The organism is Pedobacter sp. V48, from assembly GCF_000523515.1.
Classification (GTDB): Bacteria; Bacteroidota; Bacteroidia; order Sphingobacteriales; family Sphingobacteriaceae; genus Pedobacter.
Genome location: NZ_AWRU01000006.1, coordinates 503,889 through 527,574, shown reverse-complemented (window position 1 = coordinate 527,574; position 23,686 = coordinate 503,889). Strand labels below are relative to the sequence as shown.

Annotated in this window: 16 protein-coding genes and 1 pseudogene; 9 read left to right on the top strand and 8 right to left on the bottom strand. The window is 38.0% G+C overall.

Annotated elements, in window-relative coordinates; all coding sequences use genetic code 11:
• The first annotated feature begins 55 nt into the window (after nt 1-55).
• The 7 genes from N824_RS07535 to N824_RS07505 all read left to right on the top strand — a co-directional run bounded on the left by N824_RS07535 (nt 56) and on the right by N824_RS07505 (nt 9,978).
• Nucleotides 56-646, top strand: coding sequence for an RNA polymerase sigma factor (locus N824_RS07535; RefSeq protein WP_048904496.1), 591 nt, complete (start codon nt 56-58; stop codon nt 644-646).
• Nucleotides 647-736: 90 nt separating this feature from the next.
• Nucleotides 737-1,891, top strand: a complete 1,155-nt coding sequence (locus N824_RS07530; RefSeq protein ID WP_052334075.1) for a FecR family protein — start codon at nt 737-739, stop codon at nt 1,889-1,891.
• A 112-nt stretch (nt 1,892-2,003) separates the two neighbouring features.
• Entirely contained in the window at nt 2,004-5,480 is a 3,477-nt protein-coding gene (locus tag N824_RS07525; protein ID WP_084498225.1) for a TonB-dependent receptor, read from the top strand.
• A gap of 28 nt (nt 5,481-5,508) precedes the next feature.
• Entirely contained in the window at nt 5,509-7,077 is a 1,569-nt protein-coding gene (locus N824_RS07520; protein WP_048904495.1) for a RagB/SusD family nutrient uptake outer membrane protein, read from the top strand.
• Nucleotides 7,078-7,140: 63 nt separating this feature from the next.
• The gene (locus N824_RS07515) at nt 7,141-7,860 is read left to right on the top strand and encodes a DUF1080 domain-containing protein (RefSeq protein ID WP_052334074.1); all 720 of its coding nucleotides are present in this window, start codon (nt 7,141-7,143) and stop codon (nt 7,858-7,860) included.
• A gap of 30 nt (nt 7,861-7,890) precedes the next feature.
• A complete protein-coding gene (locus tag N824_RS07510) occupies nt 7,891-9,258 on the top strand; it encodes a Gfo/Idh/MocA family protein (RefSeq protein ID WP_048904494.1) in 1,368 nt (455 codons plus the stop codon).
• Between the two features lie 12 nt (nt 9,259-9,270).
• Nucleotides 9,271-9,978 carry a DUF1080 domain-containing protein gene (locus N824_RS07505; RefSeq protein ID WP_048904493.1) on the top strand — a complete coding sequence of 236 codons (708 nt, stop codon included), beginning with the start codon at nt 9,271-9,273 and terminating at the stop codon, nt 9,976-9,978.
• A gap of 58 nt (nt 9,979-10,036) precedes the next feature.
• On the opposite strand, the gene N824_RS07500 is transcribed toward N824_RS07505, so the two are convergent.
• Both N824_RS07500 and N824_RS07495 read right to left on the bottom strand, forming a co-directional pair.
• Nucleotides 10,037-10,594 carry an acyl-CoA thioesterase gene (locus N824_RS07500; RefSeq protein WP_048904492.1) on the bottom strand — a complete coding sequence of 186 codons (558 nt, stop codon included), beginning with the start codon at nt 10,592-10,594 and terminating at the stop codon, nt 10,037-10,039.
• A gap of 126 nt (nt 10,595-10,720) precedes the next feature.
• Nucleotides 10,721-11,575 carry an energy transducer TonB gene (locus N824_RS07495; protein ID WP_048904491.1) on the bottom strand — a complete coding sequence of 285 codons (855 nt, stop codon included), beginning with the start codon at nt 11,573-11,575 and terminating at the stop codon, nt 10,721-10,723.
• 448 nt (nt 11,576-12,023) lie between these two features.
• Between N824_RS07495 and N824_RS07490 the strand changes: the two genes are divergently transcribed.
• Together N824_RS07490 and N824_RS07485 are read left to right on the top strand one after the other, a co-directional pair.
• On the top strand, nt 12,024-14,210 hold the full coding sequence (locus N824_RS07490) for a glutamine synthetase III (RefSeq protein ID WP_048904490.1): 2,187 nt from the start codon (nt 12,024-12,026) through the stop codon (nt 14,208-14,210).
• A 140-nt stretch (nt 14,211-14,350) separates the two neighbouring features.
• Nucleotides 14,351-15,532 carry an AIR synthase related protein gene (locus N824_RS07485; protein ID WP_048904489.1) on the top strand — a complete coding sequence of 394 codons (1,182 nt, stop codon included), beginning with the start codon at nt 14,351-14,353 and terminating at the stop codon, nt 15,530-15,532.
• Between the two features lie 81 nt (nt 15,533-15,613).
• On the opposite strand, the gene N824_RS07480 is transcribed toward N824_RS07485, so the two are convergent.
• The 6 genes and pseudogenes from N824_RS07480 to N824_RS07455 all read right to left on the bottom strand — a co-directional run bounded on the left by N824_RS07480 (nt 15,614) and on the right by N824_RS07455 (nt 23,679).
• Entirely contained in the window at nt 15,614-16,309 is a 696-nt protein-coding gene (locus N824_RS07480; RefSeq protein ID WP_200869832.1) for an SGNH/GDSL hydrolase family protein, read from the bottom strand.
• Nucleotides 16,310-16,335: 26 nt separating this feature from the next.
• Nucleotides 16,336-17,574: pseudogene (fucP, locus tag N824_RS07475) on the bottom strand (L-fucose:H+ symporter permease).
• A 45-nt stretch (nt 17,575-17,619) separates the two neighbouring features.
• Entirely contained in the window at nt 17,620-19,893 is a 2,274-nt protein-coding gene (locus tag N824_RS07470) for a GH92 family glycosyl hydrolase (RefSeq protein WP_084498224.1), read from the bottom strand.
• A gap of 256 nt (nt 19,894-20,149) precedes the next feature.
• Nucleotides 20,150-22,312 carry a S46 family peptidase gene (locus N824_RS07465; protein ID WP_048904486.1) on the bottom strand — a complete coding sequence of 721 codons (2,163 nt, stop codon included), beginning with the start codon at nt 22,310-22,312 and terminating at the stop codon, nt 20,150-20,152.
• Nucleotides 22,313-22,359: 47 nt separating this feature from the next.
• Nucleotides 22,360-23,151 (bottom strand): PhzF family phenazine biosynthesis protein, encoded by a 792-nt coding sequence (locus tag N824_RS07460; protein WP_048904485.1) that lies wholly within the window; start codon nt 23,149-23,151, stop codon nt 22,360-22,362.
• A 21-nt stretch (nt 23,152-23,172) separates the two neighbouring features.
• Nucleotides 23,173-23,679, bottom strand: coding sequence for a GNAT family N-acetyltransferase (locus tag N824_RS07455; RefSeq protein WP_048904484.1), 507 nt, complete (start codon nt 23,677-23,679; stop codon nt 23,173-23,175).
• Nucleotides 23,680-23,686: the final 7 nt, after the last annotated feature.

The following is a 23,686-nucleotide window of genomic DNA, read 5'->3' as shown; positions in this document are numbered from 1 at the left end:
GTGGAGCAATAGCTTGCATCCTTCTTAACCAAATCTAATTCATGTTTAGATAACCATGTTATCCTACCAATCTTATACTGACAATGAATTGGTTCTTTTATTCAAAAAGGATGACCACGCCGCCTTCACAGAAATATATATTCGCTATTCCTCTGCCTTATATAATAGTGCCTACAAAATACTGCAAGACAGAGATGAGGTTAAAGATTTAGTTCAGGAAGTATTTACCACACTCTGGAACAGGAGATCGGATTTCACATTACATACAAATCTTGCCGGATACTTGTATGTGGCAGTCCGTAACAAAGCACTGAAGACTATTTCCCACCAGCAAGTTAAATCAAAATACTCTGCACTCTTACAACAGAACAATACAACTGAAACGCAGATAGTTACAGACTATGTGATTAGAGAAAAACAACTTGTAGAAATCATTGATAGCCATATCAATGAGCTTCCTGCCAAAATGCGGCAGATATTGAATATGAGCCGAAAATCTTACCTCACTCATAAAGAGATAGCCAATGAGCTAGACCTTTCTGAGAGTACAGTAAAAAAACAGGTAAACAATGCCCTAAAAATTTTAAGACTTAAACTAGAGGCCTTTCTTGTGCTGTTTACATTACTAATATTAATGCTTCTTTAAGCTACCCAAATAAATTTTCATTTTTTTCTACACCCTGGACATTCCTTAAAGGTCTTTAGATTAATAAGGACAATTATACGATCCGTCAGCATGGAAAAAAAGAAAATAGAAGAGCTATTGAATAGATATCAGACAGGACAATGCACTGATGAAGAAATAGCCTGGATAGAATCTGTTTATAATAAAATTCAAAAAGAAGCTAAAGTCGAATTGACAGACGATATCATAAAAAAAGATCTTTATGATATTTACCATGCTTTACCGCAACCACATAAAACAAAAACTACATACCAATGGCAGCGGGTTGCAGCCGCTGTAATCCTAGTATTGTCAACATCTGCTGCCTTATATTTCTATTTTAAAAAGCCTGCCCCAGGTAATTATGTAGTACAGGTTCCAGCAAAAACCGATCAAAAGGATTTCGCGCCTGGTATCAATAAAACCTTTTTGACTTTAACAGATGGTTCTAAAATATATCTGGAAACTGCACCAATTGGAAAAGTAGCTGATCAGGGAGGTATGAGAATTACCAAAATCAAAGAAGGCGTAATTTCATACTCCCGAATTTCTAATCAAACCAACCTGATAAATCCCAAAAACATAAATACCATAACAACTTCAAAAGGCGGGCAATATCAAATTATCCTTCCTGATGGTTCACATGTTTGGCTAAATGCACTTTCATCCTTAAAATTCCCTACGTCCTTCAATGGAAAAAAAAGAGAAGTTGAGTTAAAAGGAGAAGGATACTTTGAGGTTGCAAAAAATAAAGTCAGCCCATTTAAAGTATTAACCCAGGATCAGGAAGTGGAAGTACTTGGAACTCATTTCAACATCAACAGTTATGAAGACGAGCCTACAACTGAAACAACGCTACTGGAAGGAAGCGTCAGGATCTTGCAGCTTAAAAGCAACAAATCAGCGCTACTTAAACCAGGCCAGCAATCTAACTTAAAAGGCAATGGCATAATACAAGTTAATCGCGTTAAAACAGAAAACGTTATCGCCTGGAAAAACGGATTATTCCAATTTCAAAATTCCGACATCAAGAATGTGGTCCGTCAACTGGCACGCTGGTACGATGTTGACTTCGAGTTTAAGGGGCCTATACCCGATATCAAACTTTGGGGTGAAATTCATCGAAATACAAACGCACTAAATGCTTTAGAAATCCTGAGCTATTTCGATCTGAAGTATACCATTGTAAATGCACAAAACAGAAAGAAAATAATTATAACCAAATAGAAATTTTAAATAATCAATGAAAAGGTTTAACATATAAAAACCTTTAATTATCCCTTTTCCGAAAATCGGAACCTCAGTTTTTTACTACTAACCAAGTATTAACTTAATCCAAATGAAGCAAAACCAATATGAAACGGTATTTACTATACCACTACTTAAATTTTCAGTAAATTTTAGTGCTATCTTAACAATTCTCTTTCTTTTACTCACTTGTTTGCAAGTATCTGCAAAACCAGTACAAAGAATTACTATATCCAAAAAGAACTCACCAATAGTACAGATTTTTGAGGCTATTAAACAACAATCGGGATATTCCGTAGTGTACAACAGCGACGATCTAAAAGAAAGAAACGTCAGTTTAAATGTAAAAAATTCTACAGTTGAAGAGACAATGAAAGAATGTCTCAAAGACAGCGCGTTTGCATTTAAAATTGTAAATAAAAACATCCTTATCAAAAAGAAGGAAGGGAGATCCGGACCTCCTCCTTCTACAACTAAATCCCGGGCTAAAGAAATAAAAGGAAGAGTTGTAGATAAACAGAATATCTCCATCCCCGGCGTAAGTATCAAATTAAAAGGAACCTCCATAGGAACCGTTACGAATGGAGAAGGGCTGTACGCCATTTCAATACCAGACAACACTGGTACGCTTGTCTTTAGCATGGTGGGTTATACAACTAAGGAAGTAACCATTGGCAGTGACCAAACCATAAACGTAACCCTGTTAGAAGAAACTTCGGCACTTAACGAGGTAGTTGTTATAGGCTATGGTACCCAGAAAAAATCAGATGTTACTACCGCAGTATCATCTGTATCAGCAGAAAGCATAAAAGAGCGGCCGGCTTTAAACTTTGGCGAGGCCATTGCTGGTCAAATGGCTGGAGTTCAGGTTCAGCAAACTGGTGGTGCCCCGGGTGGAGAGGGACTAGCCATAAGAGTTAGAGGAGTTGGCTCAATTACTCAATCCAATGACCCTTTATATGTTGTGGATGGCTATCCGATGGAAGGCAATGCCTTCAGGTTATTGAATACCTCGGATATTGAGAGTATCCAGGTTTTAAAAGATGCTTCGTCTACAGCCATTTATGGTTCAAGAGGTGCAAACGGTGTAGTTATAGTAACCACCAAGAAGGGCAAAGTTGGCCCGCCAACAATAAATGCCAACACTTTTATAGGGTTTCAGGAACTGGGTAAAGAAATGGAGATGATGAACAGAGATCAATACGTCCAGTGGTTTATTGATGGTAGAAACCAGGCTTGGTTAGATGCACAAGTTATCACATCAGATCCAAATCAACAACCCCACTCAATTACCGACCCCAACTCACGTCGTAGCCTGTACTCTGGCGCAAGTACTCAATATATGATACCTGATGGTACGGGAGGATATAAATACAACTTTATGGACCCAGCCTCTGTAGCACAAATGCCCGACAACAATTGGCAAGATCTTTTATACAGAAAAGCTTTAACTCAAAAAAGTGAACTATCGGTTTCTGGAGGAACGGAACATACCCAATATATGTTTTCTGGAAGTTATGCCAAGCAGGAAGGTATCGTTCTAGGCACAAACTACGACCGTTTTAACTTTCGCTCGGCTATTAACTCTAAGGTCACTAAGAATCTGAGCCTTGGTATGAATATGTTGGCCTTCTCAGCAAAAGGCAGGGAGCAGGAAAGCGGCAAATACTCTCCGGTAATGTTTGCATTGCAATTGCCTCCAATTTTTCCCGTAAGAAATGATGATGGAACATACGGTTCAATGGTTAGAAATCCGGAAATTCTTGCCGGTGATGTTGCCAGCCCAATCGGTGTGGCTGAGCAGGTTCAAAATTCCAGAAATCGATACGGTTGGCTAGGTACTGTTTTTGCTGAATGGGAAATCATTAAAGATCTAAAATATAAGATCAATATTAATGGAGGAATTCAGGACAACCAGCAAAAGATTTTTGAAGCTTCTTTTATAGATTTTGACGCTTCTAAAGGCCCACGTCCGGCTAAAGGTATAAATCAGCGTGCATCAGATTATGACTGGGTAATTGAAAACACCTTAAATTACTCACGCACCTTTTCTGATAAGCATGTATTATCTGCCCTTGTAGGTTATACTACTCAAAAACACAATCTGAAGAATATGTACGGTGAAGCCCGTGGTTTTGCCAACGACCAGATTACCACACTCAATGCAGGCACGATGTATGCCTTATCTAGTGATGAGTCAGAATATTCAATGATCTCTTACCTGGGTAGGATCAACTATGCATACCACAATAAGTATTTGTTTACAGCCACCTTTCGGGGTGATGGTTCTTCCCGTTTTGGTATGAACAAAAAATGGGGAACCTTCCCTTCTCTCTCTGCAGGATGGAAAGTTTCTGAAGAGAAATTTATGGAGAACATTAAAGCCATAAGCGACCTTAAGATTCGTGCAGGTTTCGGTATTTCAGGTAACAACAGAATTGGCGATTACTCCGCTATTGGCCTTTTAACATCAGGCTTCTATCCAACCGGAGGAACACTTCAAAATACTACCAACCCAAGTACAATGTCGAACGTTGATCTTGGATGGGAAAAAACAAGACAATATAACCTTGGATTTGAACTTGGGTTAATAAACGACAGGATAAGAATTGAAGGTGATTTTTACGACAGCCAGTCTATTGATCTCTTGCTAAATGTCCCGGTACCAGTAATCACAGGATATTCTACCCAGATTCAGAACATTGGAAAAGTGCAAAACAGAGGTATGGAATTTTTGGTTACTACCAGAAACCTTCTAGGTGACTTTAAGTGGAATACTAACTTTAATATTTCATTTAATAAAAATAAAGTTTTGGAAGTTGGGGCAGATAACCGTCCTATTTATGGTAGCGCTCCTAACGCAAATAATGCATTCATTACAACTGTTGGCTCTCCTATTGCAAGTTTTTATGGCTACAAATATGAAGGCGTATTCCTTACCCAGGATGAACTAAACAAATATCCGCACCTAAGTGCAGATAAAATAGGTGATGGCAGATACGCTGATATCAATAAGGATGGTATTTTAGATCAAAATGATAAAACGATTTTGGGCAACAATAATCCCGATTTTACCACCGGCCTAACCAATAACTTTTCATATAAGAATTTCTCTTTAGGAGTTCAGTTTACGGCATCATATGGAGCAGAATTATTTAGTTTCTATAAAAGAATGGTTGGAATATATCATGGCGACAGAAATGGGATGATAGAACAAATTGGCAGATGGAGATCTGCTGACGAACCCGGAGATGGAATTCACTTTAAAGCAACAAGAACTCCTTCGGGCTGGCAAAGGGACCCTTCGTCGGCATGGGTTCAGGACGCATCATATTTAAGGCTTAGGAATGTAAATTTTGCCTATAATTTCAGTGAAGATTTTACCCAAAAAATTAAAGTAAAGGCTTTAAGTGTATACGTAACCGGAAGCAATTTATTTACAATAACCAATTATTCAGGATATGATCCGGAAACGAGCAGCGAAGGCGCCGGACTTACTAAAGGTGGTGATTACCTGGGCTATCCAACTGCAAGGACATTTATCCTTGGACTTAATTTGACATTTTAACATTCATTAATGCTTATATTTTAAATATATGAAAAAGATAAATTTATTATTCATTGCAGTCTTCTTTCTGGCATCATGCAGTGATGACTTTATTGACCTGAATCCGAAATCAAATTTAAATGCAAATTCATTCTATAAAACACAACAGGATATCAATCAGGCAACCCTTTCTGCTTATGGTAACCTGCGCTCGCTATACAATTCAACATACGTAAGGCTTGGCGAAATCCGTTCAGACAACACTACCTATTCCTGGCTGTCGGGAAACCCTGCAAACGAAAAAGGTATAGATGAATTTGCCTCTCCTTTACTTCCTGAGAACAACTTTATAACAGACATGTGGGATGACAGTTATAAAACAATACTAAGATGCAACATTGTTCTTGGCCGCAGCGACGCAGCTACCTTCACTGATGAAAAATTAAGAAGTCAGTATAAAGCAGAAGCCAGTTTCTTAAGAGCGCTCGTTTATTTCTGGCTCAATAGGGCATTTGGTGGACCAGCTTTAAATGGCCAGCTTTTAGGGGTAATCAAAGCAGATAAAGAGCTAACTCAAACTGAAGCATATGCACTTGGGCGTGCACCATTGCAAGAAATGTATGATTTCATCATTGCAGACCTAAAATATGCTGAAGCTAATCTTCCTCAGTCATACGGAGGCACAGACAAAGGTAGAGTAACCAAGGCCGGAGCCTCAGCTTTGCTGGGTAAAGTGTATTTAACCATGGCAGGCTATCCGCTTAATAAGGGTGGTGAGTATTACAATCTTGCCAGTCAAAAACTTGCAGAAGTAGTAAATAATTCTGCGTATTTCTTAGTTCCAAGCTACAAAGACCTATTTGATGTTTCTAAAAAGAATAGTACGGAATCCCTTTTTGAAGTTCAATACATGAAAGGCGCACCAAATGGAGCAACAGGCAGTCCATGGAATAACAATTTTGCTCCAAGGTTTTCAGACAAAGAGGTTGTTTTGGTGGGCGACAAGGGTGGAGAGAACTCTCCTACCCAATACATGTCAAATGCTTATGAAACGGGAGATCCCAGGAAATTTGTATCCATGCGAGATGGCTGGATCAATGCTAAAACCGGAGCCTTACAAACTGAGAAATACGTGCGTAAATATTATGATGTTTCAACTAGCGGTTCAGACAATGGCAACAATTGGATAGAATTACGATTGGGAGATGTGTATTTACTTTATGCTGAGGCACTGGTTCGTGGCGGCGGCGACAAAGGAATTGCCTTAACTTATCTAAACAAAATTCGTGAACGGGCAAGAAAAACTCCTGGCGACCCGAACATTCAGCCCGCACCAAATTTATTACACGATTATCAATTGAGTGAATTCGGCGGCGATCAGGCATTCCTTTTAGCTATTGAAAACGAGCGTCGTGTTGAACTGGCTTTTGAGAATCATCGTTGGTTTGACCTTGTAAGAACAGGACGAGCCAAAGATGTGATGATTGCAGAACAACAGTTTGATGGCTACAATAGCTTTACCTGGAGCGATAATGCATTAACTTATCCAATTCCAATGACAGTGATGCAATCTAATCCACAAAAAATAATACAAAACAAAGGATATACCCAGATGTAACATGTTTATACATGTTGCATTAATCAACTATCGTTAACAATTGTTTCGTTAAATTTATTTATTATGAACTCAAAAAAAATCACTGTTTTACTTGTGATGTTCCTTTTTACAGGGATGTCATACGCTCAGAACAAAGACAATTTCCTTACCAAACAGGAAATTAAACAAGGCTGGAAACTTCTTTTTGATGGTCAAAGCCTTAATGGATGGACATCGGTTGGAAAGGATACGCCACCAGCAACAGGATGGAAAATAGAAAATGGAGTTTTATCAGCGAAGAAGGAAGGAGAGAAAGGAGGTGGTGATCTTATTACAAAAGATGAATATACTGATTTTGATCTCTCTGTAGACTTTAAGCTTTCTGAAGGAGGAAATAGTGGAATAAAATATTTCTTCACTAAGTATACTAAAGGCGGTTGGCTGGGATTAGAATACCAGATATTAGATAATGTAAAACACCCCGATGCAAAATTGGGAAGGAATGGCAACCGTTTACAGGCTGGTTTGTATGATATGTTACCTTTAGATGTACCACAGGAGAATAAAACCGGCGAGTGGAACCGCGCAAGAATCGTAGCCAAAGGCACTAAAGTAACTCATTATTTAAATGGAAAAAAGACGCTTTCTTTTGACCGCAGCAGTGATTCCTACAAAGAGGCCTGGAAGCTAAGTAAGTTTAAAGATTCCGATCCACCGTTTGGCCAGGTAAAAAAAGGGCATATTTTACTTCAAGACCATGGCGATGAAGTTTCATTCAAAAATGTTAAAATCAGAGTTTTATAGAATTCCAAAACAATCAACCAAAAACCAATTATGAGCAACAATTCAAGAAGAGATTTCATAAAAAAAATAGGTATCGGAACAGCAGCTTTATCTGTTGGAAACAGCGTATTCGGCGGAACTGCCTCTGGGTTTAGTGCCAAAAGCTATAGAAATATTATCGGAGCAAATGACAGAATAAACATCGCAACTATCGGCGTTAATAGTCGCGGGAATAGCATGGGAGGTACAATTACCAAACAAAAAAACACGCAAATAGTTACCGTTTGTGATGTAGATTCAAGAGCCATTCCTAAGGCAATAAACACTATTGTAAAAGCAGGTCAAACAACTCCGCCAAAATCTGAAAAAGACCTACGCAAGGTTCTGGAAGATAAATCTGTTGATGCAATATACACAGCAACTCCTGATCATTGGCATGCACCATTAACCATTATGGCCTGTCAGGCCGGAAAACATGTATATGTTGAAAAGCCATTAAGCCATAATCCAAGAGAAGGTGAAATTGCAGTAGCAGCAGCCAGAAAATACAATAGAATAGTACAAATGGGCGCACAACGTCGCTCTGCCCCTACGCTAACCAAAGGGGTCCAGCTACTCCACGAAGGGATAATTGGACGCGTATATATGGCAAAAACATGGTATACGAACACGAGGAAAGAAACCTTTTTAAAGCCAGGAAATGTACCCGACTGGTTAGATTATGATTTATGGCAGGGACCAGCACCACGCGTTAAATATAAAGATGGCTTAATCCATTACAATTGGCACTGGTTCTGGAACTGGGGAACCGGTGAAGCGTTAAATAATGGAACGCACGAGGTGGATGTAGCCCGTTGGGGTCTGGGAGTAGATTTTCCAACCCGCGTTAGCTCTTCTGGCGGAAGGTATCATTTTAATGACGACTGGGAAACCCCAGACACGCAGGTAGTAACAATAGATTATCCTGGTAAAGTTACCTTGCTTTGGGAAAACAGAAGCTGTAACGGAAGAAAAGTTGAAGGACAAGAAAGAGGAATTATCTTTTATGGTGAAAAAGGAAGCCTGGATACCGGAGATGATGCTTATAAAATATATGATCTTCAAGGAAAGCTAATTCAGGATGTGACACCAAAATCCGGCGGAGAATCTTTAGAGGGAAGAAATACAGCGAGCCCAAGTTTAGGGATGGATAGTTTGCATATGGCAGATTTTCTTGACGCGATTAGAAATAACAGGCGTCCGAACTGCGATGTTGAACTCGGTTACAAAAGCTGTGTAGCCATGCAATTAGGCAATATATCATGGAGAGTTGGTCGCGACTTAAAAATTGATCCTAAAAACGGTCACATTGTTGGCGACAAAGAAGCTCAGAAACTGTGGGGCCGTTCATATGAAAAGGGATGGGAACCTAAAATTTAAAAATCAACCTTTATGAATATATCCAGGTCATGCTTCAATATTATATTACTGCAGGGAATTTGCATTTTTGGTGCCTTTGCTCAATCTCCTAATACCTTAACCAAACAGGAGAAAGCATTAGGATGGAGTTTGCTTTTTGATGGAAAAACATTTAACGGATGGAAAAAAATAGCTGATGGAGGATGGGAAATTAAAAACGGAGAGCTGCTTGCTGTAAAACCCGAAAACGGGAAGCAAATGGACATTATAACCAATAACCAATTCGACAACTTTGAGCTTTCCTTTGAATTTAAAATTTCTAAGGAGACAAACAGTGGGGTTAAATATCTGGTAACTAACGATTACGAAGCACAAAAAGGCACTTTCTTGGGACTTGAATATCAAATATTAGATGAAGTGAACTTTAAATATCCAGAGCGCGGTGAACTTCGCTCACTGGCATCATTATATGATCTAATATCAGCTGATAAGAAACCGCCTGTATCACTTCAACACTGGAACACCGCCAGGATCGTTGTAAATAACAACCATATTCAGCATTGGTTAAATGGGCTCAAAGTTGTGGAATATGACAGGAGCACCGAATCTTTTAAATCCTTAATAGAGAAAAGTAAATATAGGTCCCTTAAAAATTTCGGAAAATCGAAAAAGGGACATATTCTTTTGCAAAATGAAGGTTCGCCTATTGCTTTTCGTAGTATAAAGATCAAAAGTATTTAAGCAAAGAATTTAACACGAATACACCGTTAGCATCATAAAGAGCTAACGGTGTATTTATTTAATCGGTCGCAACAGCCACTTTACACCTTTCATTTTTAAGCGTAATTAAACAATTCTCATTATTATAGTTTTCTTTTAGGCTGGCCTCATTCCTCTTATATTCGCTTTTAAGATTTTTTCTGTTCAATCCTTGTGCAAATCGTCTAACATCTTCTTCACTTTTCAATATCAATCCTGGCACTTGTTTCGGTTTGTGATTATCTCCTATGGCTACCATAGTAAAATAGCTGGTATTGGTATGCTTAATTGTGTGCGTTTTCAAATTTTCTGAAACAACCTTTATTCCTATTATCATGGAAGTGTTACCAACATAATTTACTGATGCCATTAAAGAAACCAGTTCTCCAACTTCAACTGGTGCCAAAAAATCCACAACGTCAATCGAAGCTGTTATACAATAGCCATCAGAATGCTTTGCCGCGCACACATAGGCAACTTTATCCATTAAACTTAAAATAATTCCTCCATGTATTTTTCCTCCAAAATTGGAATAAGAAGGAATCATAAGTTCAGTAAGTGTGGTTTGAGAGTATTCTACAGGTTTAAAATCTAACATAAACGGATCTTTTTATATGCAATTTAGTTTTTTATCATAAAATAGCATCAAAAAAGGGGATGTAAACTTAATTACACCCCCTCACCCCTATCCTTTACACTGAGAGCGAACCGAATATTTTTGAAATTATCTATTTATGGTAAACGAAAGCGGCATATTATACCTAACTCTAACATTTTGATCATTTTGTCGGCCTGGTTTCCATTTTGGCGACTTGCTAATTACCCTTACCGCTTCTTCATCACATCCATATCCTATACCTTTTAAAACAGTAACGTTTGATACAGAACCGTCTTTCTCTATTACAAAGCTGATAAAAACCTTACCCTGTGCATCAACTTCCTGCGCCGCATTCGGGTATCTTAAATTCCTTTGTATAAATTTAGCCCAGGCTTTCATTCCCCCTTCAAATTCAGGGTAGGCCTGTATGTCTCCTATTTCATGAATTCCTGTATCTTCCTTCTCACCATTTCCTACACCATTACCTGTAGCTATTCCATTACCATTGCCCTCTACAGGAACAGCGCCAAGTGAAGTCTCTACTCCCGACTGCGTAACAAGCCCTACTGCAGCATGATCTATTTGTTCTAAAGTTGGTGGGTCGGTAATCAATGGCCTGTCTACAACAATTGGATTTGAAACGGGCTTTACGGTTTTAATTTTTTCTTTCATCGGCTCCGTTTTGGGCATTTCTATCTTTTCCTGAAGTTTTGGTTTCTCCATAGGTTGATCAGCAATAATTATAATACGCTCAGGCTTCAAGGGTTCACTTACCACATTAGCATTTTTATTAATAAAATGTTTATAAATCATTGGGCCGGCAAAAAACAGAACAAAAAGCGGAGCAGCGATAAATAAAGCGCGTGCTGTAGTACCTGATGATTGAGATCTTAGTGCATAGGCACCATAGTTTTTATTTCTGTTTCTAAATACAAGGTCGAGCCACTCTGCCTTGTGTAAATTGGATGAGATGTTAAACATGATTTTAAGTATTAGTTTTAAATAGGATGTAAAACACCCATATATTCCATAACACCTTAAAAAAAACTTAAATCGCAATTCTTTTTAACTAAAACAGAGAAAAACGCTCTTTCTGATAAAAATCATAAAAAACATGGATTTTATAGATTTTTATGGATTTTACAACAAAAACCAGAAAATTTTCAAGCAAAAAACACCAAAAACGAAAAAATAATGTCAAAAAATATAAAAATAAATGAACAAACAGTATATTTACCCTCCGAGAGGCCGACTTAACCTTCCATTCAAACAAGCCACCTCTTTAACTTATTTTTCTTTTTAAAAACTGATTTTCATCCAAAAAGCGTAAATTTTATGTTAAAATTTGCTAACATTTGCATTTTTACAAACAATTTGATGGAAATTATTAATTAAATATCCTATTTTTGATAAAATTTTAAACAAATAAATGAAAAGCTTAAGAACAATTGCATTAAAAGAAGCGCAGACAAGAATTTCACCAGAGGTAAAGTCACCTTCGACTAAAATTTCTGATTTTTTTGGCGTTAATGTTTTTGACAAAAGAAAAATGAAAGATTTCTTGTCAAAAGAGGTTTATCAGAAATTAGTTGCATCCATTGAATCGGGCGAACTAATTAATCATGAAGATGCCAACCACATCGCAACGGCTATGAAAGGCTGGGCAATGGCTAAAGGCGCTACTCACTATACCCACTGGTTTCAACCATTAACAGGTACTACAGCTGAGAAACATGATTCATTTTTTGAGCCTAGCAGCGATGGCGCAATTGAGAATTTCGCAGGTAGCGCGCTAGTTCAACAAGAACCAGATGCATCAAGCTTCCCTAATGGTGGTATCCGTAATACTTTCGAAGCGCGCGGATATACTGCATGGGATCCTTCTTCTCCAGCATTCATTATGGAAAGCAAAGCTGGTAAAACACTTTGTATCCCAACTGTATTTGTTTCTTATACCGGTGAAGCGTTAGATTACAAAGCTCCTTTATTAAAAGCACTTGCTGCTATGGATAAAGCTGCTGTTGACGTTTGTCAGTATTTCGATAAGAGCATCACTAAAGTAAATGCATCTCTAGGTATTGAACAAGAATATTTCCTTGTTGACCTTGCATTATATAATGCTCGTCCGGATTTAGCATTAACTGGCCGTACTTTGTTCGGTCATATGTCTGCAAAGGGACAGCAATTAGAAGATCATTATTTCGGATCTATCCCTGAGCGTGTATTCACTTACATGGTGGATTTCGAAAATGAAGCTTTAAAATTAGGTATTCCTTTGAAAACCCGTCATAATGAGGTTGCTCCTTCTCAATTTGAGTGTGCTCCTATTTATGAAGAAATCAACCTTGCAATTGATCATAACCAATTGTTAATGGACTTAATGGAAAAAGTTGCTTTAAGACATAACTTTAAAGTTCTTTTACATGAAAAACCATATGCTGGTATCAATGGATCAGGTAAACACAACAACTGGTCATTAATTACTGACACTGGTAAAAACCTGTTATCTCCAGGAAAAACTCCAAAAAACAACTTGATGTTCTTAACATTCTTTGTTAACACCATTAAAGCTGTTCACGAGCATGCTGATTTATTGAGAGCTAGTATTGCTTCAGTAAGCAACGATCACCGTTTAGGTGCTAACGAAGCTCCTCCTGCAATCATCTCTATCTTCCTTGGTTCTCAATTAGCTGAGGTATTAGACGAGATCGAATCATCAAGAAGCATCATTAAAAAAGTTAAAAATGAAGATTCATTATGGTTAGGTATCCCTAAGATCCCTCAGATCTTGTTAGACAATACTGACCGTAACCGTACTTCTCCTTTTGCCTTTACAGGTAATAAATTTGAGTTAAGAGCTGTAGGTTCTTCTGCTAACTCTTCTGCTCCTATGACTGTGTTAAACACAATTGTAGCCGATCAATTGATCAAATTCAAAACTGAAGTTGATAAACTGATCAAAAAAGGTGAGAAAAAAGATGTTGCGTTGTTAACTATTCTTAAAAAATACATCAAAGAATCTAAAGATATCCGTTTTGAAGGAAATGGTTACAGCGATGAGTGGGCTGAAGAAGCTGCTAAACGTGGTTTATCAAACATCAAAACTACTCCAATTGCTTTAGATGCTTATGTAAGTGAAAAATCTACTGAGTTATTTACTAAACTCAACATCTTTAATGAGCGTGAGTTACACGCCCGTCATGAGATCTTGTTAGAAAGCTATTACAAAAAACTTCAAATCGAAGCTAGAGTAATGGGTGAAGTAACTAACAGTATGATCATACCAGCTGCAATTGCTTACCAAAATTCATTAATCGAAAATGCTAAAGGATTAAAAGAACTTGGCTTATCAGGTGATGCATTAGCAACTCCGCTTTCTATCATCAACAAAGTATCTGAGCACTTAAATATCGTTAAAACCAGCATAGACGCAATGCTTGAGCAACGTAAAAAAGTAAATGCAATTGAAGATTCACGTGAGAAAGCGATCAGTTACGATGAGAAAGTAAAATCTTACTTCGATACTATTCGTTACCATACAGATAAATTAGAACAAATTGTAGATGACAGCGTTTGGCCTTTACCTAAGTTCAGGGAATTATTGTTTATAAAATAAACCAAACTCCTAATAACCAACTATTTTTTAGTTTTATAACCTCTGCTTTAATTAGTGGGGGTTATTTTTTTATTAGTTGGTATGTTTTTTTTCTACATTAAAGTTTTAACATTAAGGGGTTTCCCTATCTTTGCAACAACATGAGTGATAACAGGTACAACCAGCGTGGCGTTTCTGCCTCGAAAGAAGATGTGCACCAAGCCATCAAAAACATAGATAAAGGTATTTTTCCGCAGGCTTTCTGTAAGATCATCCCTGATATTTTAGGCAACGACGAGGCTTTTTGCAACATAATGCATGCTGATGGTGCAGGTACAAAATCTTCGTTGGCTTATGTTTACTGGAAAGAAACCGGTGATATTTCTGTTTGGAAAGGCATTGCTCAGGATGCAATCATTATGAATATTGATGATTTGATCTGTGTTGGCGCTACCGACAATATTTTATTGTCATCAACAATTGGCCGTAATAAAAACCTGATCCCTGGTGAAGTAATTGCTGCCATTATTAATGGCACTGAAGAGATTCTAGCGGAGCTTAGGTCTCAGGGCATCTCAATTTACTCAACAGGCGGTGAAACTGCTGATGTAGGTGATCTGGTACGTACAATCATTGTTGATTCAACAGTTACATGTCGTATTGAACGTGAAAAAATCATCAGCAACGACAAAATACAGGCAGGTGATGTAATCGTTGGCCTATCTTCATATGGACAAGCCAGCTATGAAACAGAATATAATGGCGGTATGGGATCTAACGGACTTACCTCTGCCCGTCATGATGTATTCGATAAATCTGTAGCAAACAGTTACCCTGAAAGTTTTGACCCTGCTGTTCCTTTTGATCTGGTATTTTCCGGTGGAAAGAAATTAACCGATCCGGTTAAAATTGATGAGCAAACGGAAGTAACTGCCGGCAAACTGGTATTATCACCTACACGCACTTATGCTCCTGTCATAAAAAAGGTATTAGAAAGCCACAGGTCTCAAATTCATGGTATCGTTCATTGCAGCGGCGGCGCTCAAACTAAAGTGCTTCACTTTGTTAATAACGATGTTCACATTATAAAAGATAATTTATTCCCTATTCCTCCCCTGTTCCGTTTAATACAGGAGCAGTCTGGTACAGATTGGAAAGAAATGTATAAGGTATTTAATATGGGCCATCGCATGGAATTATATGTTCCGGCTGAAATAGCAGAAGATATCATTGCCATCTCTGAAAGCTTTAATATTGATGCTCAAATTATTGGTCGCGTAGAGGGTTCCACTCAAAAACAAGTAACAATTGTTTCAGAAAATGGCGAGTTTGTTTATAATTAACATATAAGCTGAGTAACAGACTAAAAAAGGGTGTATCATGACACACCCTTTTTTAGTACATAACGAATCGTCAGCAATGTTTTATTTCTTTTGTTTCAGCGCTTTTGCAATAGCTTGCTCAACAAGCGGCTCCATAATAGCGTAACCAGCTTTATTAGGATGAATACCATCTTCAGCTAAGCTTTTCGGCAAGCCATTTCTTTCATCTTTCATCGCAGAGAAATAATCTACATAAATGAACCCATTTTTTTCAGCATAAGCTTTAATCCATTTATTCAATGCAATTACTTTATCAGCAGGTTCCACTCCCGGTTTCCATGGGAAGGCGAAAGCAGGTAACACAGAAGAAAGTACCACCTTAATCTTATTTGCTCGTGCAATTTCGGTCATAGCGGTGATGTTGTCTTCAATCATTTCCAGCGTCGATGGACCTGTATTACCAGCAATATCATTGATTCCGCAGAGCATCACAACTACTTTAGGTTTTAGCGCAACCACATCCTGATGAAACCTAATAAGCATCTGTGGTGTAGTCTGCCCACTAATCCCACGACCAATATAAGGTTTGCTGGAGAAAAATTCAGGCCGATTGTTCTTCCACCCCTCAGTAATAGAATTACCCATAAAAACAACTCTATTTTCATTTTTAGCGGGTGCACTGAGTTTCGAATTCTCTTCCTGGTACCTTTTTAGATTAGCCCAGTCCTGTGCCTGAGAAAATTGAATGGAGAGTAAAATGGCCGGAATGATCAGCCATTTTTTAGAAATTATTTTCATACTATTCATTTGGTTAAAGTTATTTTCTAGTGTTTTACCTTATAGAATTTATAAGCAAACATAAAGATCACAATATAACAGATTATTGGTGTATAATATGCATGTGCTATTCCGGCGCTGTCGGCTACCGCTCCCATTATAAAAGGGAAAAATGCGCCTCCAACAACTCCCATTGATATAAATGAAGAAGCCTGTTGTGTACGTGCACCGAGATTTTTAAGCCCAAGACTAAAAATAGTAGGAAACATGATACTAAAGAAAAAGTTGATCATAAGAAGCGCAGCAAAGGATACCCATCCAAAGCTTTGAGCAACTATAACACACATTAGAATATTACCTATGGCAAATATTGCAAGCAGCTTATTAGGTGCGATTATTCGCATTAAAAAAGTACCCAAAATGCGACCTGTAAGCATCATCCCCATAAACACTACCATATAATACCCTGCTTCAGAATCGGTAAAGCCCATTTTTTCGTGTCCGTAATTAATAAAGAATGCCCATGTTCCAGCTTGCGCTGCAACATTAAAAAATTGTGCTATTACTGCCCAAACGAAATGCTTATGATCAAATAGCTTCTTATCAGGAGCAGTATCAACATTTACGGCATTCTCATCTACTGCAGTAACATGTGGGTCTATTAAAKRAGRTMKKWWRASMRWMGWAAACGCAATTGCAACAAGTAGAATAACAGTTCCAATAACAGCATATAATATTTTTACTGAGGTAAGATCTGTACTACCCTCAACATTATTACTCAGTAAAAAATAACTTCCTATTGCGGGACCCAACATAGTTCCAACCGCATTAAATGTTTGGGCAAAATTGATACGAAGATCACTTGTCCGTTGGTCTCCTAAGGAAGCAACAAACGGATGGGCAACTGTTTCTAATGTTGATAAACCGCAGCCCACAATGAATAATGCAATACCAAAGAAGGCAAAGGAAGAAATATTAGCTGCAGGCACAAACAAGAAAGCTCCTGCTGCGAAAAGAGATAATCCTAAAAGCACTCCTTTCTTATATCCAAAACGTTTCATAAACAATCCTGCAGGTATCCCCATCACCGCATATGCACCAAATACTGCAAACTGCACAAAGGCAGACTGGAACTTGGAAAGACTCATCGTATGCTGAAAATGTTTATTCAACACATCAGCCATTGTAATTGCAATACCCCAGAACATAAAAAGGGAGGTTACAAATATTATTGTCACCAAGAATTTCTTCTCAGTAAAGGCTGCTTTAACTTTTAATTCGCTCATAATTTTGTTATAAATGGTTAATTTATTATTGGTTTAGGTTGTCTGTTATTTAGTTTGTCCTACTCCCCAGGTTTTGTTTGGCTTAGGTCCCATTTCAAGTTCCAATTTGCCTCCCGCAACTAACTGCTCATGAGTAAACCATGGTGTATTTAGCACTTGTCCGTTGAACTTAGCACTTTGAATATATTTATTTACAACTGAGCAGTTGTTTGCTACCAGCTGAAATTTCTTTCCGTTAGAAAGATCTATTGTAACATTCTGGAATACCGGACTTCCGATTGTATATGCCGGAATGCCTGGCGTAACAGGATAAAATCCCATCGACGAGAACACCACAAAAGCTGTCATACCACCACCATCTTCATCACCAGGAATACYGAATACATTATCTTTAAACCAAGTATCCAAAAGGAATCTGATGCGTTTTTGCGTTTTCCATGGAGAAGCTGTGTAATTAAATAAATAAGGAATGTGGAAGCTTGGCTCATTACCCATAGAGAACTGGCCAACCATACCGGTTGCATCCGGGAACTTAGCCCAGTTCTCATATTTACTTCTGCCAAGCGGCTCTCTATAAAGCTGATCTAATTTATTCTCGAAGCTTTTTGCACCACCAAACAATCCTATAAGGCCTTTAACATCTTGTTGCACTTGCCATAAATAAGTCCAGCCATTATTCTCATCATAATAGTCTCTGCCACCCATACCACCATCAAACTTAGGATCTATATCTACCCAGTTGCCATCTTTGTCTTTTGGTAAAAACATCTGAGTTTTGCTGTCCCATAAGTTCTTATAATTACTACTTCTTGCAATAAATTTGGTGTAATCCTGATCCTTCCCTAGCTCTTTCGCCATTTGCGCAACAGCCCAGTCATCATAGCTATGCCCTAAGGTTACTGCTACAGCCTGACGTTTTTCCCAACTATGCACATTAGCAACAGTTTCTTTTTCATCCTTTTTTAGGGATGGAAAATATCCTTTTTCATAGTAAAAATCTTCGAGTTCACCTTTTGGACCATTTTTCCATGGCAGCATTGTTGCTTCATTCGCATTTTTAAGCATCCCCTCATAAGCTTTATTAACATCAAAGCTTTTTATTCCTTTACGGTAAGCATCAAGAAAGGTAATTGATGAGTGAAATCCATTCATACACGGATTATCGCCAAACAACAACGGAAATGTAGGTACCCATCCACTCTGCGTATACATGTTCACATATGAGTTCATCATGTCGCCTTCCTGTTCAGGGTTAAGGATTGTGCGAAGCGGGTGATGTGCAAGATAAGTGTCCCAGGACCAATCGTCTACATAAAACGGACGTGTAGTCTTGTGAACCTGCTTGTCATAACCACTATAATATTGGCCATCCTCGGTAATATCTACCATGCGCTCATAGCAACGATATAAAGCGGTATAGAATGAACGTTTTTGGGCTTCGGTACCACCTACTGTTTTAATCTGGTTAATTACCTTCGACCACGCTTCTTCTCCCTTTTTAACTTGCTGCTCAAATGTTGAGTTTTTCAACTCATTGTCGAAATTCTTCTTTGCCTGTTCTGCACTGATATAAGAAATAGCGTATTTAAACTCAATATTTTTTGGTGCATTTTTCGGAAAACTGATCCATGCCTTTAAGTCTTTTTCATCTACCGAACTGGATACCACAGCTTTACCATCTTTCAAACCACCCAATACAACATCTGTATTAAAAGCGCCATACATGTATACTTTAATATTTCCATTGTAAGTCTCTATACCACTTATTTCTTTCTTTGAAATTGACTTATATTCATGATCCCCACCATTGTATACACTAAGTAACAGTCCCTTTTCGCCGCTTTCAGGATATTCAAATCTGAATACACCTGTCTTTTTTCCCGGGGTAAACTCAACTTTTACTTCTTCATCAATCAACCAGGTAGTATAATACCAGGGACGGTTTATCTCCAGATCATGATCGTAAGTCATCTTTTTGTTCCAATCAGATGCCTCTATAACCTTTACAGTTGGTTTGATAGCAAAAACCTGCCCCATTCTGTGCGAAACAACATTTAAAGGAAAACTGGAAATCTGGTCCGACATATAATCAGATCTTTGAGCAAACATCCTTATCATTTGATTAGGAAGTTGTACGGTGGGTCTGGTAGGTTCTAAAAGTTGACCTACGTTACCAATTATCGGATCCACATATTTTAGGTTACCAGTTCCCTCATACTGGTTCGTCTGGGCCGTGGCAATACCCTGTCCAAAAAGCAAAGCTGCCGAAAAAGCAATCTTGAGTTTGGACGTAATTGTTCTATTAAAGATTAAGGACATAATACTGATTAGTTTATAAGTTTGGTTCTTTAGTTTTCACAATATGTGCAATGCTAAAGATATAAAACTCATTCCATAAAAAACAGCATTATTTATGTTACTAAACCCTTATAGCAAACGAATAAACCGCAATTAAAAAAGACCGACTGCAAATACAGACCGGCCCTTTATCAATATCACCAATAGCAGATTGTCTTTAAAACTACCGTTGCTTTCTGCTCCCTCCTATCCTCTTTCCCAGAAAAAATGATTCCTCTTATTTTTTCAAATCTAATTCTTCAATCAAATTCTTCGCACCACCAAGCACATCAATACACCATAATACATAGCGTACATCCACACATATGGTACGTTTAAACTGCTTATCAAAAGCGATATCTCCACTCATGGCTTCCCAGTTACCATCAAATGCTAAACCGATCAATTCACCATTACCATTAATAACAGGCGACCCAGAATTACCTCCGGTGATGTCGTTATTGGTAATAAAACCAACGGTTAAAGTTCCGTCATTGCCATACTGACCAAAGTTCTTTTTGTTATAGTTTTCGATCAGGTTAGCTGGCAAATCAAACTCACTGTCACCAGGAATATATTTTTGCATAACTCCCTCAATGGTAGTTGTGGTCTTATATACAATACCATCTTTTGGAGAATAGTCCTGCACGTTACCATAGCTAAGGCGCATGGTCGAATTTGCATCCGGGTACATTATTTTCCCTGCATTTTTCTCTAAAATCGCTTTCAGATACAGGTTATCCAATTCCTCTTTTTTACTTTCAAAATCAGCAACTACCGATCCAAAGTTGGCCTTAACATAGTCTGCCGGATAAAGGTTTACGGCATATTTATACCCAGGGTCATTTTTAATGGCATCAAGAGAAGGATTAGAGGCCATAAATGCCTTTAATTTCTCTGGCTTAATAAAATTACTATTCTCCCAAAGGTAATCTGCATACTTCTGGAAAGTAGCTTCCGGAGTTCCTGCCCAATATTTCTCAGCAATTTCACTAAAGAACTTAGGCTGTGATTTTACTGGAACATCATTATAAAAAGACGCAAGAATTTGTGCAAAAATCTTCTTGTCTGCAGTTTCGTTATAGGTTTCCTGATAAGTTCCAACAGCTTTATCAACACCTCCTTTTACCTGAGTTGCAAAAGCATCATCGCCTTTCTTTTGATCCATAGCATTCCATGCTCTGCCAATTGAAATGGCATTTGGAACCCATGCAGATGCTAAAAAGCCCTCATTAATATAAGTACGTTGAACAGCTATCGGATCAATGCTTTTATAGATTTGATCATACTGTTCCATTAAACCGGCAAATTCAGTTTTCTGAGCAGCCCATTCAGTAAATGCTTTTTCCTCTTTTCTTTTAGATTCGGAAACTTTTAAGCGCTTTAACTGCTCAGTCTGGCCGATATAATATTTCCAATAGTTTGCAATATTAGCATATTTAGAAGACAGCTTTAAGCGTGTTTCAACACTTTTATCCATTTCCGCTCTCCATGCTTTCAAACGAATATCACGAAGCTTAACGATGGTAGGACTTACTTTTTCGGTAGCCAGATCAACTCCATAAGAAGTTAAGTACCTATCTGTACGACCAGGGTATCCATAAACAATTGAAAAATCACCATTCTTTACCCCTTTAATAGATACCGGCAAGAATTTCTTTGGTTTGAAAGGAACATTTTCTGCCGAATATTTTGCAGGAGCATTATTTTTAGCGGAATATACTCTGAAAACAGAAAAGTCCCCTGTTTGACGAGGCCATTCCCAATTGTCAGTATCACCACCATATTTACCAATATTTTGTGGTGGTGCACCTACTAAACGAACATCATCAAAACGTTCATAAACAAAAAGGATGAACTGATTAGATTTATAAAAATCCTTTACATTGGCCTCTATTGTTGGACCAGTAACCGACGCTTTCGAAATGGCATTAAATACCTCAAGCATTTTAGAAGCTTTCTCTGCTCCTTTTAAACCTTTTGTTGCTTCATTAACCTGAGGGGTTACATCTTCCATTCTTTGAAGAAAACGCACAAACAAACCATCAATTGGTTTCTCTTCGCCATAATTTTTGGCGTAAAACCCGTTATCAAGGATATTGTTTTGAGCAGTTGAGTTCGATGCAATGGCATCATAACCACAGTGGTGATTGGTAAAGATCAAACCTTTATCAGATACGATCTCACCTGTACAGAAACCACCAAAATGAACAATGGCGTCCTTTAAACTCGATCCATTTGCATTATACAGGTCTTTTGCAGTCAATTTAAAGCCCTGCTTCTTCATTTGCTCATAGTTTTTACCTATCAGCATAGGGATCCACATCCCTTCATCCGCTTTTACAGTGTTTACAAAGGAAAATACCATTGCACACAACAGCAGATATACTGTTTTCTTCATGATGAAATAATTAGTTAGTTATGCTGTAAAGTTAATGAATAACTGGGTTAATCTATAAAGAAAAAACCCGCTGAGTAAGTTTTAGCCGTTCCGCTAATCAATACCCTATCTCCTGCATTTACACATTGAAGTTTACCTATTCTGTCTGACAATTGCAGGGCACTCATCTCTGTTTTCGCCAATTTTTCTGCCCAATAAGGAATTAATGAGCAATGCGCTGATCCGGTAACCGGATCTTCGAATATACTTGCCTGAGGAACAAAGAAACGAGATACAAAATCTACTTTATCACCTTTTGCGGTTACAATTATTCCCCCTGGCTCAAGGTTAATTTTGTCCAGAATCTCTCTATCGGGTACTAAATCCCTAATATCCTGCTCACTGTCATAAACCAGCATGTAGTCTCTTGACTTAAGTACTTCTTTGGGCTGTTTACTTAAGGATTTAGAAATGATTTCAGGTAACGCTGCCGGCTCGGGCTTTCTTGACGGAAAATTTAAAGTGTACTGCTCATCAACTATTGTAACCTCCAATGGTCCGCTTTTAGAATTGAAGATGATCTTGTCGTTCGGATAATTCAGTATTGTCTTTAAAACATGGGTGCTAGCCAGCGTTGCATGGCCACACAAATCCATCTCATGTTCCGGGGTAAACCACCTTAAACTGAAAGCCTCTCCATCTGGCACAAAAAAGGCAGTTTCAGGAACGGCATTTTCTTTAGTAATCTTTAAAAGAAGACTATCTGGTAGCCACGACTCAAGAGGAACCACGCATGCAGGATTGCCACCAAAAAGCTGATCGGTAAATGCATCAATCTGATAAAGTTCTATTTTTTTCATCTTCTATATTTAGGTTTAGATTTACAATTTAATTTCGAACAGGTTAAGACTCCCGCCCCTGTAATGAACCGGTAATTCCTCTTCAAACCCTATTAATGTAATTCCCTTATCAGCAAAACCACAGTTAAAATAGTAGTTATTCAACTTGTCGTTACCACTTGTAGTATCCATTCTTATAAATTCCTTACCTGTTTCTTTTGCATGACCTTTAGCCCATTCTACAATCTGCTTTACAAAAGAACTACCCCTAAACGCCGGATTGGTCGCAATGCGATGAATGTAAATAGATGGATCAGCATTTCTCTCTTTCCAGATCAGCCGATCATCATAGTTTATTACAAAAACACATGCTATCTCGCCATCCGCCATAATCTTGTACTGCCTCTTTTCTTCAATCTCTTTCTTAACAAGCGATCTTTCAAAGCCTTTCCAATAATTAATGGTTTGTTTCTTTTGATACTCAGTAGCATCATCATAAATTTTAAAAATAGAATCTAAGTCCTCCTGGGTGCTGTGTAAAATGGTCATATCGGTA

Coding starts and splice junctions, on each gene's coding strand:
- N824_RS07535 (WP_048904496.1), top strand. CDS start 56: ATGTTATCCTACCAATCTTATACTGACAATGAATTGGTTCTTTTATTC.
- N824_RS07530 (WP_052334075.1), top strand. CDS start 737: ATGGAAAAAAAGAAAATAGAAGAGCTATTGAATAGATATCAGACAGGA.
- N824_RS07525 (WP_084498225.1), top strand. CDS start 2,004: ATGAAGCAAAACCAATATGAAACGGTATTTACTATACCACTACTTAAA.
- N824_RS07520 (WP_048904495.1), top strand. CDS start 5,509: ATGAAAAAGATAAATTTATTATTCATTGCAGTCTTCTTTCTGGCATCA.
- N824_RS07515 (WP_052334074.1), top strand. CDS start 7,141: ATGAACTCAAAAAAAATCACTGTTTTACTTGTGATGTTCCTTTTTACA.
- N824_RS07510 (WP_048904494.1), top strand. CDS start 7,891: ATGAGCAACAATTCAAGAAGAGATTTCATAAAAAAAATAGGTATCGGA.
- N824_RS07505 (WP_048904493.1), top strand. CDS start 9,271: ATGAATATATCCAGGTCATGCTTCAATATTATATTACTGCAGGGAATT.
- N824_RS07500 (WP_048904492.1), bottom strand. CDS start 10,594: ATGTTAGATTTTAAACCTGTAGAATACTCTCAAACCACACTTACTGAA.
- N824_RS07495 (WP_048904491.1), bottom strand. CDS start 11,575: ATGTTTAACATCTCATCCAATTTACACAAGGCAGAGTGGCTCGACCTT.
- N824_RS07490 (WP_048904490.1), top strand. CDS start 12,024: ATGAAAAGCTTAAGAACAATTGCATTAAAAGAAGCGCAGACAAGAATT.
- N824_RS07485 (WP_048904489.1), top strand. CDS start 14,351: ATGAGTGATAACAGGTACAACCAGCGTGGCGTTTCTGCCTCGAAAGAA.
- N824_RS07480 (WP_200869832.1), bottom strand. CDS start 16,309: ATGAAAATAATTTCTAAAAAATGGCTGATCATTCCGGCCATTTTACTC.
- N824_RS07465 (WP_048904486.1), bottom strand. CDS start 22,312: ATGAAGAAAACAGTATATCTGCTGTTGTGTGCAATGGTATTTTCCTTT.
- N824_RS07460 (WP_048904485.1), bottom strand. CDS start 23,151: ATGAAAAAAATAGAACTTTATCAGATTGATGCATTTACCGATCAGCTT.
- N824_RS07455 (WP_048904484.1), bottom strand. CDS start 23,679: ATGACCATTTTACACAGCACCCAGGAGGACTTAGATTCTATTTTTAAA.